This window comes from Tolypothrix sp. VBCCA 56010 (assembly GCF_050875635.1).
Classification (GTDB): domain Bacteria; phylum Cyanobacteriota; class Cyanobacteriia; order Cyanobacteriales; family Nostocaceae; genus Hassallia.
Genome location: NZ_JBPAOH010000002.1, coordinates 114248 through 131645, shown reverse-complemented (window position 1 = coordinate 131645; position 17398 = coordinate 114248). Strand labels below are relative to the sequence as shown.

Genomic DNA, 17398 nt, shown 5'->3' with positions numbered 1-17398 from the left:
ACCCCCAGCCCCTCTCCTTACTAAGGAGAGGGTATCCGGTAGGACGGGGTGAGGTTTACTCATCGCCACTCACCCTGTAAAGTGAAGGCAGACCAATAATAAGGATTTTGCCACTTCTGGTCTTGCCATAATTTCATTTGTGCAGCACGTAAAGCAACTGTAGGCGGCTTACGTTGGCTCAACATTTGTGTGTAAAATTCTTGCATTAAAGGTATCGTCCCATCGTCGTTAACTTGCCACAAAGACACAGCTACTCGTTCTGCCCCTGCATACATCAATCCTCTTGTCAAGCCTACTAAACCTTCCCCATTGACATTTTTACCCAAACCAGTGTCACAAGCACTTAGTACTACCAAATCGGCTGCAAAGTCAAGATTAAAAATGTCACCTAATCGCAGATAACCTCTATCAGCAGGTTTAGCTTGTTTGTCTAGAAACTGAGAAAGAACGATTCCTGATAGTTCTGGGTTATTGGGGTCTGCAAAGCCGTGGGTAGCAAAATGTAAAAAGCGATATTGTGAAAGTTGCTTATTTGTTACCCAGTTGTAGTTAGCATCAAAATCAAAAGCTTGGAGATTATCAGAAGGTACGAGTTGTAAAATTGCTTTTGCTTCAGTTTCTGTACCTTCAAGTCTTCGGAAGCCATTGCGATTAAGATTTCTCGCTGCTTTCTTCAGTTGAGACTGTTCTATTTCACTGCCAAGGTCAAGATTGGGAGCGATATTTGATAATTTGTCACTGGCTTGACAATCTTTTCCTGTAACTCGGCAATCATTTGCTTCAAACACCGGATCGGCAAGTACAGCTAAAGTTTTCGGTGCATGAATGCGTCCTTTTAAGTCTTGTCTTTGAGTAGCAATTGTTGTAACCGAAGGCAAATTGACTATTTCATGTTTGACTATCAAAGGTTGATAACTAACCTCTGTCTTTTTTGTAGAAACGTTCCGCTGTCCCGTCTCTACGTCATTTAATGCCGCAAAAGGAATTGTTTGCAAAGCACCATCAGCGACAATCACCAAACGCTTTTGTCCTAACTTGTCAGCCACAGGTGCAAGGATAATTTTACTAAGTTTACTTGCAGATAAAGCTGTTTGTTTGATATCCTGAGCTTTTTTCTCTGCCGATAATTTCTGACAGTCGGAAACTTGACATTTATTTAAAAGTCCTTTAAATTCAGTTGCCGCGTCTTCTATTTGCTTGCGTGCGGGAAGTTCGTAACTGTCGATAGAGTTGGGAGTTACAGCCCAAAGATAGCTACGTTCTTCACCCAAGGAATACTCTAATAACAAACTATCTTTATCGAGTTGTTGCTGAATTTGCGGTAACTTTAGGATGTCTTCTGGTTTGGGGTACTTAATTTTCCCGAATTTAGGGTTAGAAGTGCGGATTTGGGTTTCTAATTCTTTGCGTTGAGTGAGGAGGTCTGAGACTTCTTTTTGAAGCTTCTCAGCGTTGGCTTTGGCAATGGGGTCTTTAATTTTGCCACTATTAACTATATCAAAACGTCTTTTTTCCTTAGCATCAATTAATTCTTGTAAACGTTTTTCCTCTGCTAAGTGCTTAGGGTCAACACCTTTACGGATATTTGCTCTAGCTTCGGTTAAAAGTTCAATTAAACCACGAGCGCGGGAGCGTTCGCTGATGTGCAGTGCTTGGGCATTGTATCCTTTTGATGGGTCTTTTTTGTGCAGTTGCATCAATAAGTCGATGTAAAACTTGTAAACGTCCTGTTGAGAGGCAAAGTAGGATGTTCGCAAGTCTTGGCTATCAACTTTGGTGCGTAAATCTTCGATGATTTTGATCGCTGCTTGAATTTGGGTAAGTGCTTGTTGGAGGTTGCCTCTGTCGCGTTCTACAAAAGCGATATTATAAAGTGTAGTAGCTTGCCTCGCCTTATCGCCCACAAGCCGGCTCAAGGGTAGTGACTGATTGTAATAGTTGAGGGCTTGTTGCTTCTCGCCTAAATTTGAGTAGACTTTGCCAATATTGTTGAGAGTGCCCGCTTCCAGTGCTTTATCGCCTACTTGCCGCGATAAGGGTAGTGACTGATTGTAGTAGTTTAGGGCTTGCTGCTTCTCGCCTAAAGCATCGTAAACTCCGCCAATATTGTTGAAAGTGGCAGCTTCCCCCGCTTTATTGCCCACTTGCCGCGATAAGGGTAGTGACTGATTGTAATAGTTCAGGGCTTGTTGATTGTCGCCTAAATCGTCATAGACTAAGCCAATATTGCTGAGAGTAGCAGCTTCTTGTGCTTTATCGCCCACTTGCCGCGATAAGGGTAGTGACTGATTGTAGTAATTGAGGGCTTGTTGCTTCTCGCCTAAGCTATCGTAAACTGAGCCAATATTGTTGAGAGTGCGAGCTGACTGTGCTTTATCGCCCACTTGCGCCGATAAAGGTAATGACTGATTGTAGTAGTTGAGGGCTTGTTGCTTCTCGCCTAAATTTGAGTAGACTGAGCCAATATTGTCGAGAGTGGTAGCTTGCAGTGCTTTATCGCCCACTTCCCGCGATAAGCGTAGTGACTGATTGTAGTAGTTGAGGGCTTGTTGGTTCTTGCCTAAATCTGAGTGGACTTTGCCAATATTGCTGAGGGTGATAGCTGACAGTGGTTTATCGTCCTCTTGCCTGCTCAATGGCAGTGACTGATTGTAGTAGTTCAGGGCTTGTTGGTTTTCGCCCAAATCTGAGTAAACTTTGCCAATATTGTTGAGAGTGGTAGCTTCCCCCCTTTTATCGCGCACTTGCTGCCTTAAGGGTAATGACTGATTGTAATAGTTGAGGGCTTGTTGCTTGTCGCCTAAATCTGAGTAAACTTTGCCAATATTATTGAGAGTGGCAGCAACGCCAGCTTTATCACCCACTTGCCGCGATAAGGGTAGTGACTGATTGTAGTAATTGAGGGCTTGTTGCTTCTCGCCTAAATCTGAGTAGACTTTGCCAATATTGTTGAGAGTGGTAGCTTCCCGCACTTTCTCGCCTACTTGCCGCATCAAGGGTAATGCTTGTTTGAATTTTTCAATTGCCTGTCGCCGAGATTCTGCTGTGCCTTGCTTATACAGTTGTAATCCCTCATCAAAGAGGCGTTTCGCCGCAGCGCTAGTTGCTTGTTGTGAAGCAGTTTCCGATCGCTGTGCTATCTGCACACTCGTGCTGCCAGTCGTTGCCACCGATGATAAAAAGACGCCAGCGAGTAACAAAATTAAACTGTAGCGGGTAAAACTGGGTAGCAAGCACCAGAAAGTCCGCCGAGACTTTGCACTATTGTTCATCCTCAAGCCTCAACAAGTTATTAGTTACAGCAAGAATCCCGCCGGCACGAATCCTGCTATGAGTAAATGATTTAATTTACTTCAGAGAATTTACTGAAGTTTCATTGTTATCTTACGGGTATTGCGGGGAAAAATCTACTTGTGTTTCAGTTTTTGTAACAGTTTGCCCTCAATGAGAAAAAACTTAGGACTTACGCACTCCTTCACGGAATAACGAACCGCGAAGGCACGAAGGACACGAAGGAATAAGAGTTGCAGAGAGTTTTTGCGTAAGTCCTGAAAACTGTAGGTCGTTGGGGCATTTGGTTGAGAACAATAGACGTACCTTGAAAATAGGGGCTAGGTCGTGTTTTTAAACCCCAAAAGCCCTTAGGCTAGAAGCCTAGGGCTATACGAAAAAAGCCTGCCGACCCAGGCTAAAAACTCTGCTTTGTCTTATACCAATTTAAATAATGTTTGCGACACATAATTTATTCGTAGGGGCACGGCAGTGCCGTGCCCCTACCCATCTGTCGCATTCTTTTTTCAAATTGGTATTAGTACAGCATGAGCGTAAAAGCGTAGCGTTTTTAAATGCAGGGGGATGTTTTGGCTTAAGGTTGAAGTGTTTTGGCTTAATGTTGAAGCGTTTTGGCTTAATGTTGAAGCGTTTTGGCTTAAGGTTAAAGTGTTTTGGCTTAAGGTTGAAGTGTTTTGGCTTAAGGTTGAAGTGTTTTGGCTTAAGGTTGAAGCGTTTTGGCTTAAGGTTGAAGCGTTTTGGCTTAAGGTTGAAGCGTTTTGGCTTAAGGTTGAAGTGTATTTGAAAAAACACTCCTTAATTAGGCGAATAAGTGCAAAAAGTTTAATGTACAAGATTACAATGTTCACATACTAATAGTTTGTCAAACTCATTTGGACGGTTAGAGAAACGCGATAAATCGCCGTCTCTACATAAAAATTATCCGTCAATTAGTCCTTGACGCACTACTAAATTATCTGGTGGCTATTGTTATACCATTCCACTTTAATAATGATATCAATATGTGGGTAGGGGCACGGCAGTGCCGTGCCCCTACGAGAAATCTATCTGTATCAAAGTTTTCGTGAATTGGTATTAGGTATTATGTGAGTAAAAGAATAAATGACCAGATTTCCCTACGACCAGTTTGCTAAAGATTATCTTCAAGAGTTATTGTTGCCATTAGGAAAAGTAGAAACAAGCCGCCAGGTTGCGGCAGAAGTGCGGGAAATTGATGTTTATTTTGCACCCTCACCTCAACCTTCAAGCAACACGACACCGCTAGGATTATTAGAGCGATTTGCTGCTACAGCAGCACTGTTTGAACCGTTTAGAAATGCGGCAACCAAAAGTGAAATTCGCGGTTGTCTACACAAATTATTTGATGTTTTTGCTGATTTGGAACGTCAGGCTAAACGTAATAATACTCGCGTTTATGAAATAGAATTACCGCGTTTGTGGATTTTATCCCCTACCGCTTCTGTGTCGCTTTTAGATGGATTTGGAGCTAGACTTGATGAAGATAACTGGGGTGCTGGAGTCTATTTTTTAGCAGACTTTTTCAAAACAGCTATTGTTGCAATTCACCAGCTACCGCGTACCGAAGAAACTCTCTGGTTGAGAATTCTAGGTAAAGGGAGAGTTCAGCAACAGGCAATAGATGAACTAGAGGCACTTCCAGAAAATAATCCTTTACGTTCCAAAGCTATAGATTTGTTAGTTAATTTGAAAACTACCTTAGAAATCGGTCAAAATGTAGATCAAGAGGATAGGAATTTAATTATGCGCTTATCACCGATTTATGAGCAACGGCTAGCAGAGGCTAGACAAGAAGGTATCCAGCAGGGTATCCAGATTTATGAGCAACGGTTAGCAGAGGCAAGACAGCAAGGTATTCAGACGGAACGTCGTATGATAATAGAAAACTTGCTGCGCGTCCGCTTTGGGACATTGGATGAGGAGTTAGTAGCAATTATAGAGCCAATGCTTGTATTACCACCAGAAGAGTTTACTCGTTTGTTGGTGCAATCATCTCGTGAGGAGTTGTTGGCAAGATTTCGTCATTGAGATTGTGTGAAGCAATAAGAGCGATCGCCTATACAATAACGTAATAACTACAAACTAACCTTTGATATGCTTTAAACTATTAAAATCATCAGCAGTTATTTGATAAGCCGCACCAAAACCAATCACAAAGCGCCCTTCATGAGGTGTAAGCTTAAAAATGCGGAAGTCAGCCAAGCCACGAAAAACTTGAATCATGTCTCCAAAACGTTCTTCAAAGCGATCGGCAATTTGATTCCACTCTGAAGTTTCTCTTTCGATTAAACTTGCAGAACAATCAAAAGTTAGACGACGACGGGCAAAAATTTGCTCTGTTTTCGATTCATCGTCAATAAACAGAATGCAAGCTTGAGAATTAGCATACAAGTTACGAGTGTGAGGTGAAAGACCGCTAACAAATATATAAACGTTTTTTGCCTCATCCATCACAAAAGGTGCATAACTAGCGTTAGGTTGATTTTCTTCGCTAACGGTGCTGAGGATTAGACTTTGAAATTCATCTATAAAATTTTGATACGCAGCTTGTGCTTCTTCAATTTTGCTCATGGTTTGATATATAGTTTGTAGCACTGTAGGGTGCGTTACGCTAACGCACCCTACAGTATGATATAGAAAACTATTCCCAGGTGGAAATAGACCGCAGTACGTCGGGAATTTCTCCTTGAGATAAAGGAAATTCGAGGGTGGTTTCTTTTAAGCCTAAATAACCTGATTCGGTAAAGGATAAAAGCATTCGCGATAGCGCTATCCAAACTTCTGATTCATATTCCCAATCACGATAACGTGTAGCACGACCGGCAATTGAACGCAATGCCCAAAAGTATGAATTCCTGACCACGGAACCACCTTTTTTAAATTCTGGTAAGTCCTCGTGGTGCAAGAAAAGTACGCTGTTTTCAATTCTAGCTCTCATAGAGTTGCTTAATTAAAAACTTGACGATACACCAATTCTAAAAGCGCGTCCGGGGTGATAAATACGATTAGCTTTTTCATACTGAACATCAGCCAAGTTTTCGACAAAAACATTTAGCCCGAAGGTTCTCGTTATAGGAATCCTAGCACCAAGATCCAAGTTCAACCAAGAGGGTGAGAAATCTGTGGTAGACTGACCAGGTAACGTATAAAAGGCTCTTCGCGAACCACTGTTGTAACTAGCAATCAGATTAAGCTGCCAACCGTTGGATTGATAACCAATACCCATTTGTGCTACTGAGTAGGGAACGAAGCCTAATTGCAATCCTTTATCTAAACCTGATTCGATGCGAGCATCAGTATAAGTATAGTTGATAAAAGTTGACCATTCACGCGCAATTCGCAATCGTAAAGCAGCTTCTAAACCGTTTGTATTTACCAATCCAATATTAGTCCACTGACCTGCTAAATTTACTCCCAAACGGTTATCTAAACTACTGCCAAAGTAAGTAAATTGCCCGGTTAAATTATTAGATAATTTGACATCAAGTCCTGCTGTCCAAGAGGAACCAGTCTCTGGTTTGAGGTCGGGGTTGGGCAACCAGCCATGAACGGTATCATAAACATACAATTGGTCTATACCTGGGTTGCGCTGCACTGAAGCCCAACTTCCACGTACTGCAATATTGTCGCTAGGTGCATATTTTAACCCAACGCTAGGGTTAAGGTAACTACCAAATTCACTATTAAAGTTTTGTCTCAATCCCAAATCTGCTTGGAAATTCTTTGTCAGATTCCAAGTATTTAAAGCGAATATTGCTGTCTGAAATCTATCTCTAGTTTCACTACCATTAAAATTAATTCGAGTAGCAACATTGCTAAGTACATCACCATCAAGGTTGTTATTTTTTAAATCTAATCCCCAACGCAGAAAATTACTCTGATTGAATTGCCACTGATGTTCTACTCTCGCAGTTAAAGCTTGGGAATCTAATGTACCTCGACGATAAAAACTAGTGCCACTTGGACCATAAGTGTTGAAGTAATCTTGGTTGTAGCCAATGGTAGCGTTGAGGACAGAATCTTTACCATTACCAAGCTGACTTCTCCAAGATAAACCAGTACTGAATACATCGTGGTCAAGTCTATCTCTTTGGAGAGGAAAACCAAAATAAGTTAAACCTCGGCGACTGCTAATTATATTAGTATCAAAACTGATAGTATTTTTGGGATTTACATCTAAGGTAATATTACCAAAGTAGTTGCTAGTGGCGGTATCTCCATTAAAAAACCGTCCATTGGCATCACGATTTACAGCACCTACAGGTACTTTGTAATTATTTTCTGCGTCGTACTTTTCGTAGCCTATATTAAATTTGACGGAACCAAGAGCGCCACCATAGCTAGTACGGTAGTTAGATTCATCAAAAGAACCATATTGCACTAAACCACTGAATCTAGGCGGACCTTCACCTTGTTTGGTAATAATATTAACTACTCCGCCAACGGCTTCTGAACCGTATAATGTGGAAGCTGTGCCACTAGATAATTCTACCCGCTCAATCGATTCTACGGGAATGCTATTCAGGTCAGTATTGCCATGATAAGTGTTAATATTGCTGTTAATCGGTCTGCCATTTAGCAAAAATACAGACTGATTAATTGACTGTCCTCGGTAGAAGGTTCCGGTGTGAATATCTGCACCAAAACCGACATCGTTAATAGTAAATCCGGGTAAACCTCTTAATACTTCTGCGGCACTATTAGCACCTTGTTTTTGAATTTCTTCTTTATCTATTACATAAACTGGGGTAGATTGAGGTTGAGTATCTTGTTCGCCAGTTACTTCTAGGTTAATATCTGCGTCATCGGTGGTTTCTGGTTCTGGTTGAGTTGTTGGTGGTGACTGGGTAATTTTATCTAATTTATCTGGTTGAGTTAATAATTGAGCATCTTTTGATGGTAGTTTGATTTCGCTTAAATTAGGAATGTCTGATATTACCTGAGACGATTTATCCGCAGCTACGGCAGGAAATGCGATCGCTAAACTTGTTACACCAACTGAAAGCAAAAGAAGATATCTTCTCACCCTGTTTCCTCACACTAAGTAAAAACACCAATTAGGTGTTATTTTTGCTGTTAGCGGAAAACGCTGTCAAAAGACAGGCTGTCATACTTCAGGGGATATAGCGGTTTTCAGTTGGATGCAATACACAACGATACGCAGTAGGGACAATTCATGAATTGTCCCTACGATCAGAATGTATTTGACGCAAGTGAGAACCGCTATATTTTATGAGAAACGAACCGCAGAGAACGCAGAGTCAGCAGAGGAGGAGAAGGTAGAGAGTCTGACAATCGATTTAGAATTGCTACATTTAAATTTAATTTAAGAAATTGGCTCAAATACCATTGTGGGAATCAATACATCGGCTTCGGCTTGGGCTATTCCTAAAAAACGCTTGTCTTCATGGTAAACTCGCACTGTGCCGGTAATATGCATGAAAGCAACACGCTGTCCTTGACACCATTTTTGAGCAGATGTTGCTGATAAGGTGATAGATGGTAGATGCTGTAAGGCTGCATCGGGGGGAGTTGGTTGAAAAATTCCTGCTTCTAAGTCGGTAAAGGTGAGACTGTCTGCTAGGTGAAAACCGCTGCTTTCAGTGCGTGTTAAAGCAGCGAGAGTACCGCCAGTTTGTAAAATGATACCTAAATCGCGAGCGATCGCTCTTATATATGTACCAGATCCGCAGGCGATCGCTACATCCAATTCCGGAAAATCTCCTGATCGCCAATCCAATATTTCAATCTGAAAAATCTCAACTGTTCGCGCCGGCGCTTCTATGACTTCACCTTTACGTGCCAAATCATACAAGCGTTTTCCCTCAACTTGAATTGCACTGTAACTTGGGGGAATTTGCTGAATTTTTCCCTCAAATTGTTTAAGTGCAGTTTCCACATCTGCTAAACTGACTGCACAGATTTGAGAAGCGATAATTTCACCTTGCAAATCATCGGTTGTAGTCTGCACACCTAAGCGAATTGTCGCTTTGTAAGCTTTGTTTCCTGGTAGATATTGCAATAATCTTGTGGCTTTACCAAGTGCGATTGGTAACACCCCGGTAGCGGCTGGATCTAATGTGCCTGCGTGTCCCACGCGCTTGAGACGCAAGAGTTTGCGCGTCTTGGCTACGCAGTCGTGAGATGTCCAGTCAAATGGTTTGTTGAGATTTAGAAAGCCTTGCACGGATTTTGGAATTGGTTAGTTGTTGTAGGGGCGGGATTTCCCCGCCCTTACACGTTGATAATTTGAGGTTCAGGGTTGCGTGTCCCAACAATCGCCAAGGATTAAAATCCTTGGCTAATAGCAAAAGTCCTCGCGCATAGGACTAAAAACTTACTTTATAATTTCAGTCCATTTTAATGGACTTTGGCTATGAGCCAGGAATTTAAATTCCTGGCGGGTCAGAAGGCTAATTGATAATGCTGAAATACGTAAGTCTAAGGGCGGGGGAACCCCGCCCCTACATTAATTTACGGCTTAACTTCTTTCACCTCACCATTTAGCGATCGCGCTAATTCGGTTTTCGTTAAGGACTGCACAAGACTTAAACCTACAGGTTGACTAGAAATGGTTTTGACGTAAGCTGCGTTGAGGTAAGGTATGTATTTTGAGGTTCCCGCTACGTAAGTTTCAAAAAAAGGTAAACTCATACGTAATAAGTACTGACGCGCTTGTGCTGGATTGTTGCCAACTATCTCTGAAGGTAATCCTACTTGTTCAGTGGTGTTCTTGCTTTCGCCAATTGTTGAAAAGTGGGTTCCACCTTCAAGCACAACTAGGTACTTTTGGGTATTGGCAATCCAGGAAAAGGGGAGAATTTGTTCGTATAAAGCTGGGGCAATGGTATCATCACTGCTGCTAACAATCATTACGGGAGTTTGAATTTCTTTTAAGCCAGCTTCTCCGAAGACGCTGCTAGTAATTGGATTAAGGGCGATCGCTGCTTTAACTCTCTCATCCCGCAAGTTATACTGATTGTTTGGCAATTGCAAAGCGCGACACTGAAGCAATAAAGACAGATTCCAAGTATCTTTTAACGCTTGTTTGCTACAGTCTTTTCTTAATTCCTGAAAGTTAATTTTAGCACCAGCCAAGGCTAAAGCTGTGTAGCCACCAAACGATTGACCAATTACACCAACTTGTTGCAAATTTAGCCGTCCTTTAAATCGAGAATCGGATTTATTCCGCATTTCCAATTCATCGAGTATATGTTTGACATCTAAAGGACGATCAACAAATTCTTGCGGATTTACAACTTCACTAGCGCGTCCATTCAAAAGGGATTGCAGTTGTTTCGCATCGCTACCCGGATGATTGGGAACGACAACAGCAAACCCGTAGGATGCTAAGTGATTCGCTAAATATTCAAAGTTGCCGCTGTCTGAACCGACACCATGAGAAATGACTATTACTGCTGCGGGTGTGGAAATATTGGGAAGGTAAACATCTGTCAGTAAAAGCCGATTGCGTGCTAAGTCAAAAATCTTTAGTGTCTCTTTATCTTTGAGTGCAAACTTTCCTTTGCGACGTAAATCTGGCAATTGCGAGAGATTTAGCCACGGTTGAACGATCGCTGCTTCTGTATTAGACTTTTGGGAAACTGCGGCGATCGCTCGATTAGTTTCACTAACGAGTTTTTCCAGTTCTCCTGCTATCCCCAGGCTACGCGCTAAATCAATGTGAATGCTGCGACTGGGATACTTTTTTAACAAATTTAATAACGTTAAGCCTTCTGGTTCCGCAGAAGCTAAAATCAGCGCTGAACGTAAAGCATGAAATCCGGGTTTGGGTTGACGAGATTCGGTTTTAATCACTTCTCCCAAACGTCCGAGAAGAAATTCTCCTTGGGGTGTGTAGAGAAATTGCGAAACCGCTACCGAGTTAACTTTGATTGGTGTGACTAAAGCACGGCGTAACTCCTGAAGCTGTTGTGGTTGCACATATTGCTGATAAACTGCCAAGTCGTCGTCAATCACATTCTTTTTCGCGTAATTTTCCAAAGCATTGATGGAAATAGAACGCTCTAAAGCCGAGTAAGATGCATAAATTCGCTCTGCTGCCCGTGCTGAATTACTCATCCCAAGTGTAGGCAGCAGCGTTGAGAGAACCAGCCATAGAAAATTTTTTCTCAGGGTGCTGGTCCAAATACCAAACAAGCTGTTCATCGATCAACGATGTTGTAGGTTATTTTGTGAGCGTGAGGCGTTAGCTTTGGTAGTTACGGACACCCTGATTGTTTGAAATTCGATTCGCCTCAGAAGTATTGATTTTTGTTTTTTTCTCTAATTAAGAAATTCAAAATAAAATTTCTTCAGAGTTATTAACATAGGTCAAATTACCTAGCTACCCAGATATGAATTAACAATTCTTAGGTAGCTATGACATCATAACAAATAATAAATTCACCCGCTTCAGTATGACAAATGCAACAATAAAAAAGCGATTACTTGAAAAAAAAATACCGTAAATTTACCTATACAAAAACTGAGATTAATTGGATTTTCCCAAAGCGATCGCTACACAACCACATACAACCAAAACCGCGCCGAGTATGCCTGTCAAAGTCAAGCGTTCTGGCGCAATCAGATTACGTGCCATCACTGATACAACTTCAACTGATATTAAAGTCACAATCGGAGCGGTAGCCAATACTGCACTTACCCGCGATGCTTCCCAATGCTCTAATGCTTCTGCAAAAGCACCGTAAGCAATTAAAGTATTTAAAGCACAAAAAAACAACATTCCGCCATGCAAAAAATCGAGTGTAAAAATTGTATTTGGATGAGCAAAGGGAGTGAATAATAAAGCACATCCTCCATAAATAATCAGCATAATGCTGGCAGAAGATAAAGATTGTAATAACTGTTTTTGTGCTAAAGCATAAATCGCCCATACGATCGCTGCCAACACAGTTAAACTAGTACCTAAAAGATACTCATCACGCGCTGTAATTAAATTATTTAGTTGTTCGTGAAAGAACAACAAAAAACCAACAATCAGCACACTCACACCCAGCCACTGACCCAATGTATAACGTTCGTGAAAAAGAACTAAACCACCGAAACCTAATAACACCGGCGCTAGTTGAATGATAACTTCTGCGTTAGCGGGTGATGTTAACGCTAAACCTTGCAAAAAAAGAACGTAATTGCTAGCCAAAAAGATAATAGCGATCGCTAACAGTTTCCCAGAAGCAGAACGCAGTTGTGTTAGCGTTGGTAACTTTCCCTGCACCCCCAAATAAACGGCAAGCAATGCAAACGAAACGATAAAGCGAAACCAAGTAACAGTGTAAACATCGAGTGTTTGCAATGTTACCGCCAAAGTAATAGGTAGAATTCCCCATAAAAAAACGGTCAAAAGCGATAGCAAAAGTCCTAAACGCCAGCGACCGGAACTTTGATGCATAATTTTGTTAGTTGATGGTTGTTAGTAGAGACGCGATGTTCCTCGCGTTTCTACTTAGTTGGTATATGGTTGGTAGTTGTTGGTTGATGGTTGTTAGTTGGTGGTTGTTGGTTAGAAACTTAAATTGTAGGGTGCGTTATGCTTTTAGCTAACGCACCAAGTGCAGCCTTGGTGCGTTGCGCTGCGCGACAACGCACCCTACAGTTAAGAAACTATCGACTATCAACTATCAACTATCGACTAACCACTAACCACTAACCACTATCCACTAACCACTAACTTTTAGAAGAAATCTATCATCCAAGGGGAGGAACCTGCAAAGATTTGTGTAGCTGTATCTAGAGATGTTTCTGTAGCTTGAAGTTTTCCGGATATTTGCAATTGCTGCGGTGTAAATAAACCTGCGTAGAGCGGTGCTAATCCTTTAATGTCTAACTTTAACTCACCTTTTCCACCTTTTGTAACTTCGCCGCGTCCGTTGGCAACAGATAAGATAAATTTACCATTGTTTTCCGCTATTAAGTCATCTTCAACTTCTAGATGTAGTTCAGTTTGAATTTTCGTTGGATAACCCCGCTTTTCTAAGGCTTTGACTACATCTATGACGCGCAGCATCCAACGGCTGATATGCTTTATCTTGGCAGTTTGTTCTGGTAGCAGCAAACTTAGAGAGTCAACTGGGGAACTTCTCCAGCGTATCTTGTCAACTTGCGATCGATGATTGGCAAGAAATGACCAAAAAGTTTGTGCAGCAGCAGTTGTCAAAACTACCCAATCCCGAATTCGCAGAATAGTACCATCGTTGTCTCGGTGTTGGCTGAAGATAATATAACCTTGAGGTTGGTTTGCTTCCCCGAAAATATAAGCGTAGAGTGCTTGTTTTTCAAGTGGTTGGTTAACATCTTGCCACATGAACTGATTGCGGTCTAAATATCCATTGTTCAGTCTTGCTTGCTTGTGGTATAAGTGATGAAATACTTCAAGATCGATCGGAACTACAGGTTTGACAGGTAACAATTGCTTTTGAACCTGGATACTCTCAGTGGAAATTTCCCAAACGCAAGCACTACCAGCTTGCTCATACCCTGCTTTGCGATACAAGCGTTGAATAGCTGGATAGAGTACGGAGATGGGTACACCATTGGCATAAAGTTCTTTGACGGTGTGCTGCATTAAAGCGATCGCACCTCCTGTCCCACGATATTCACAAGCAATGCCAACTGAGGCAATTCCCGTCATCGGTACGCTGACACCACCCCACCACTGAGACATCGAAATCAGCGCAAGTCCTCCAACAACTTGCTCATTTTCATGGATGACGCGGAGATTTTCTACACCAACACGATTGAAGTAACTTTCGCTATCCTCAGTTGAACTGATAAAACACTGGTCAAGAATATTACCTAGCCGTTGAACATCTTCCGGATTGACATTCTTGCCGTATTCAAATTGAGGCATCATGATATTTGCCGCCTAGTAATATGCAACTACAAGCATACTACAGCAAGTGGTATTGCGATCGCCAACGGCGATCGCATAACTAAGCGTGGGAACTAGTCTACGTAATCCTTGAGAAATTCCGATTTTTTATTATCATTTGAGGTGATTGGACGTTGACCATCGATGTCAATCGTCTCAGCAACCTGAAAAGTACTTTTAGCGATCGGACGTTCACCATCGATATCGAAAGTATCCCCAACCACTAGATCGCTTGGGTCAATAGGACGCTTGCCGTCTACGTCTAGGGTATCATGATCTTCAAAATCACTTTTACCAATTGGACGCTGACCATCTATTTCATAACTCTCACAAGAGCGAAAATTACTTTTAGCGATCGGACGCTGACCATCAATGTCATAAGTATCTTCAACCTCAATATTACTTGGGTCAATTGGACGATGACCATCGACATCAAGTGTTTTAGGAGTTTCTTTCGCTTCGCGATTAGATAACTCAATATCTGTTGTATTCTCAGTTGAATTATCTTTCTTTTTATTATTCATACTTTGGCTTATTCCTAATTGTGGTTGTTCACTTATTAATAGCATCACCCAAGAGTTTTTTAATCCATAATTAGACAGCTTCTGGGCTATGCTAAAAGATTTTCTCAAGTAAAAAAAGAAAAATTTCCTTTTATCTTTTACAGTACATTAACTTTCCACCAACTCAGCTTCAGTCGTTTAGCGTTTTTATACTAACAAATAATAAGTTATTTTACATAATATTTATATTTTTCAATTTTTTCGGCTACAAACAATTTATTAGGACTTACGCACTTGACTTTGAGACAGTTACGTGTATCAACGGCACGCTCACTCAGTCTTCTTGGTTGAACTGACCAGAATACCGACAATTTTTTCCACATAATCCCAAAACTGCATAAATTAATTTTCCTTCCACCCATTAAAAATATAGAAGGAAAGCTCATTTATGCTTAACTTCTGTTGGGCAAATTAAGTAAGGCTTTACGCACACAATCAATGCGTAAGTTTTATTGTGTATTCACAACATCGGAAGAGGAGTTGCCATCATAGTGATACTACTTAATATAACTTTAGTATTACTTTTTATAAGTATACTCTACTTACTGCTAGCCTCAGGTAAGAAATTTAAGTTTTTCAACCTTACCCAACTGGTATCAAAGAATTCAAAAGCTATAACAATTGCGGTAATAGTTATCGCAGCGGTTATAAGTGGACATACTGTGTCCGCGCAGATTGCACCTCCGACTTCGCTTAAGGACGTGCAAGTTCCAAAGCCTAACAATCTCGCAGTCTTTGTTAAAAACGAAGCAGCTGCGATCAAGCTAGGAAAATCCCTTTTCTGGGATATACAGGTCGGTAGCGACGGTTTACTGTCCTGCGCCAGTTGTCACTTTCATGCTGGAGCGGACAACAGATCCAAAAATCAGATAAATCCTGGGCTTTTGGTTACCCCGAACCCGGATACAACTTTTCAAGTTGGCGGGGCACCGAACTACGAGCTAAAGCCGGAAGATTATCCATTTCACAAGCTGTCAGACCCGAATAACGCCGGCAGTACCGTTTTGTCTGACGCTAACGATGTTACCTCCTCCCAAGGAGCTTTCAATGCAGAGTTCGTTGATGTCGTTCCCGGTCAGGCAGAGGACACAGTAAACTTCAAGCCCGATCCGGTCTTTAACGTGGGAGGCACAAATGTGCGCCGAGTCGAGCCGCGCAACACTCCAACTGTGATTAACGCGGTGTTCAACTTCCGCAACTTTTGGGATGGAAGAGCGCAGGACATCTTCAACGGTGTCAGTCCCTTCGGCTTAAGAGATCCCAATGCCCTTGTTGGAAGAGCAGACAACCCAAGTAAGCTAGAGCTGGTCAACATCGCCCAAGATCCAAATCTTAGGCTTAACAATTCGTCTTTAGCTTCTCAAGCGGTCGGTCCGCCAATCAGTTCCTTTGAGGAGTCGGCTGACGGTCGAACCTTTGCGGAAATTGGCGATAAGTTCGGAGATATCGACAAAAAATCCAGGAGCGCTTCTAAAGGCAAAAAGCTGCCGAGAAAACTGGCTAAGAAGCTAGTTCCGCTTCGTCCTTTAGGCAAGCAGTTAGTACACCCACAAGACAGCGTTTTAGGTGCCGAAAGCAGAGGGTCTAAACCCGGTCTAAAAACGGCTACCTACGAAAAGTTGATTGAGGATGCTTTCAAATCAGAGTGGTGGAAGTCTAACCGGATGATCCAAATTGATGCCAATGGTCAACGAACTATTGTCAAAAAGCCGGATAAATCCTTGGCTACCAATGAGTACACGCTGATGGAGTACAACTTCCCGCTGTTCTTCGGACTGTCGATTCAGATGTATGAGGCTACACTCATCTCTGACAATACACCGTTTGACCAGTTCCAGGAAGGGAATACTGGCGCCTTGACTCCTCAACAGCAGAATGGTCTCAAGTTGTTTAGCGATGTCACAAGAGCTGGATGCATTTTTTGCCATAGTGGGGCAGAATTCACCAGCGCTTCGGTTAGCAACGTTAGCAAACAACGAATTACCAGCTTTAACTTAGGGAACACAACAGCCTTTGTAGACACGGGCTTCTTTGGAATTGGGGTCAGACCAATTCAAGACGACCTTGCTGTCGGTGATAATGACCCGTATGGCAACCCACTTTCGGAAGCGCGAGTAGCTCAACAAGGTAAATTCCAGCAGCTTCTGGGCGAAGACCCGAATGTCACAGTCCCTGCAAATGCCACAGTAATTGCAGATGCAAACTTCAAGACGCCCGGACTCCGCAACGTGGAACTCACCGCCCCTTACTTCCACAATGGTGGACAGTTAACTCTAAAGCAAGTGGTAGAATTCTACAATCGTGGCGGAGACTTTCGTCAAGGAAACGCCCTTGTCCCAATTTCACCACCGTTAACCGAAGCGGAAAAAGATGATTTGGTAGCTTTCCTGAAATCACTCACGGATGAGCGAGTCCGCTATGATAAAGCACCCTTCGACCATCCGCAACTGTTCGTCCCCAACGGACATCCGGGTAACACATCATCTGTTACCAACGACGGCACCGGAAAAGCCACAGATAATCTGTTGGAAATTCCTGCTGTTGGTCGTAACGGTGGCACCCCGACCCCAAATTTCTTAGAGTAGCGCTAACTAAATAACGCACGAACTATAGAAACCCGGTTTCTTTGAGAAAC

General features: G+C 42.1%; 12 protein-coding genes. 3 read left to right on the top strand and 9 right to left on the bottom strand.

Annotation, left to right across the window (positions count from 1 at the left end):
• Positions 1 to 59: 59 nt before the first annotated feature.
• Complete coding sequence (locus AABK37_RS01195; protein ID WP_432549792.1) at positions 60 to 3272, bottom strand: CHAT domain-containing tetratricopeptide repeat protein; 3213 nt, start codon at positions 3270 to 3272, stop codon at positions 60 to 62.
• Between the two features lie 583 nt (positions 3273 to 3855).
• Between AABK37_RS01195 and AABK37_RS01190 the strand changes: the two genes are divergently transcribed.
• Together AABK37_RS01190 and AABK37_RS01185 are read left to right on the top strand one after the other, a co-directional pair.
• A complete protein-coding gene (locus tag AABK37_RS01190) occupies positions 3856 to 4146 on the top strand; it encodes a hypothetical protein (protein WP_432549791.1) in 291 nt (96 codons plus the stop codon).
• A gap of 246 nt (positions 4147 to 4392) precedes the next feature.
• Entirely contained in the window at positions 4393 to 5337 is a 945-nt protein-coding gene (locus AABK37_RS01185) for a hypothetical protein (protein WP_432549790.1), read from the top strand.
• A 54-nt stretch (positions 5338 to 5391) separates the two neighbouring features.
• Here the strand turns inward: AABK37_RS01185 and AABK37_RS01180 are convergent, their stop codons facing one another.
• From AABK37_RS01180 to AABK37_RS01145, 8 genes are all read right to left on the bottom strand, one after another.
• Entirely contained in the window at positions 5392 to 5880 is a 489-nt protein-coding gene (locus AABK37_RS01180; RefSeq protein ID WP_432549789.1) for a HugZ family protein, read from the bottom strand.
• 70 nt (positions 5881 to 5950) lie between these two features.
• Entirely contained in the window at positions 5951 to 6247 is a 297-nt protein-coding gene (locus AABK37_RS01175) for a hypothetical protein (protein ID WP_039752587.1), read from the bottom strand.
• A gap of 12 nt (positions 6248 to 6259) precedes the next feature.
• The gene (locus AABK37_RS01170; RefSeq protein ID WP_432549788.1) at positions 6260 to 8335 is read right to left on the bottom strand and encodes a TonB-dependent receptor plug domain-containing protein; all 2076 of its coding nucleotides are present in this window, start codon (positions 8333 to 8335) and stop codon (positions 6260 to 6262) included.
• Between the two features lie 300 nt (positions 8336 to 8635).
• Positions 8636 to 9496 carry a tRNA pseudouridine(55) synthase TruB gene (truB, locus tag AABK37_RS01165; RefSeq protein ID WP_432549787.1) on the bottom strand — a complete coding sequence of 287 codons (861 nt, stop codon included), beginning with the start codon at positions 9494 to 9496 and terminating at the stop codon, positions 8636 to 8638.
• Positions 9497 to 9783: 287 nt separating this feature from the next.
• Positions 9784 to 11478 carry an alpha/beta hydrolase gene (locus tag AABK37_RS01160; RefSeq protein ID WP_432549786.1) on the bottom strand — a complete coding sequence of 565 codons (1695 nt, stop codon included), beginning with the start codon at positions 11476 to 11478 and terminating at the stop codon, positions 9784 to 9786.
• A gap of 325 nt (positions 11479 to 11803) precedes the next feature.
• Positions 11804 to 12721, bottom strand: coding sequence for a DMT family transporter (locus tag AABK37_RS01155; protein WP_432549785.1), 918 nt, complete (start codon positions 12719 to 12721; stop codon positions 11804 to 11806).
• A gap of 282 nt (positions 12722 to 13003) precedes the next feature.
• Positions 13004 to 14182, bottom strand: a complete 1179-nt coding sequence (locus AABK37_RS01150; protein ID WP_432549784.1) for a GNAT family N-acetyltransferase — start codon at positions 14180 to 14182, stop codon at positions 13004 to 13006.
• Between the two features lie 92 nt (positions 14183 to 14274).
• Positions 14275 to 14724, bottom strand: coding sequence for a hypothetical protein (locus AABK37_RS01145; protein WP_432549783.1), 450 nt, complete (start codon positions 14722 to 14724; stop codon positions 14275 to 14277).
• Positions 14725 to 15254: 530 nt separating this feature from the next.
• On the opposite strand from AABK37_RS01145, the gene AABK37_RS01140 reads away from it, so the two are divergent.
• The gene (locus AABK37_RS01140; protein ID WP_432549782.1) at positions 15255 to 17348 is read left to right on the top strand and encodes a cytochrome-c peroxidase; all 2094 of its coding nucleotides are present in this window, start codon (positions 15255 to 15257) and stop codon (positions 17346 to 17348) included.
• The last annotated feature ends 50 nt before the right edge of the window (positions 17349 to 17398 follow it).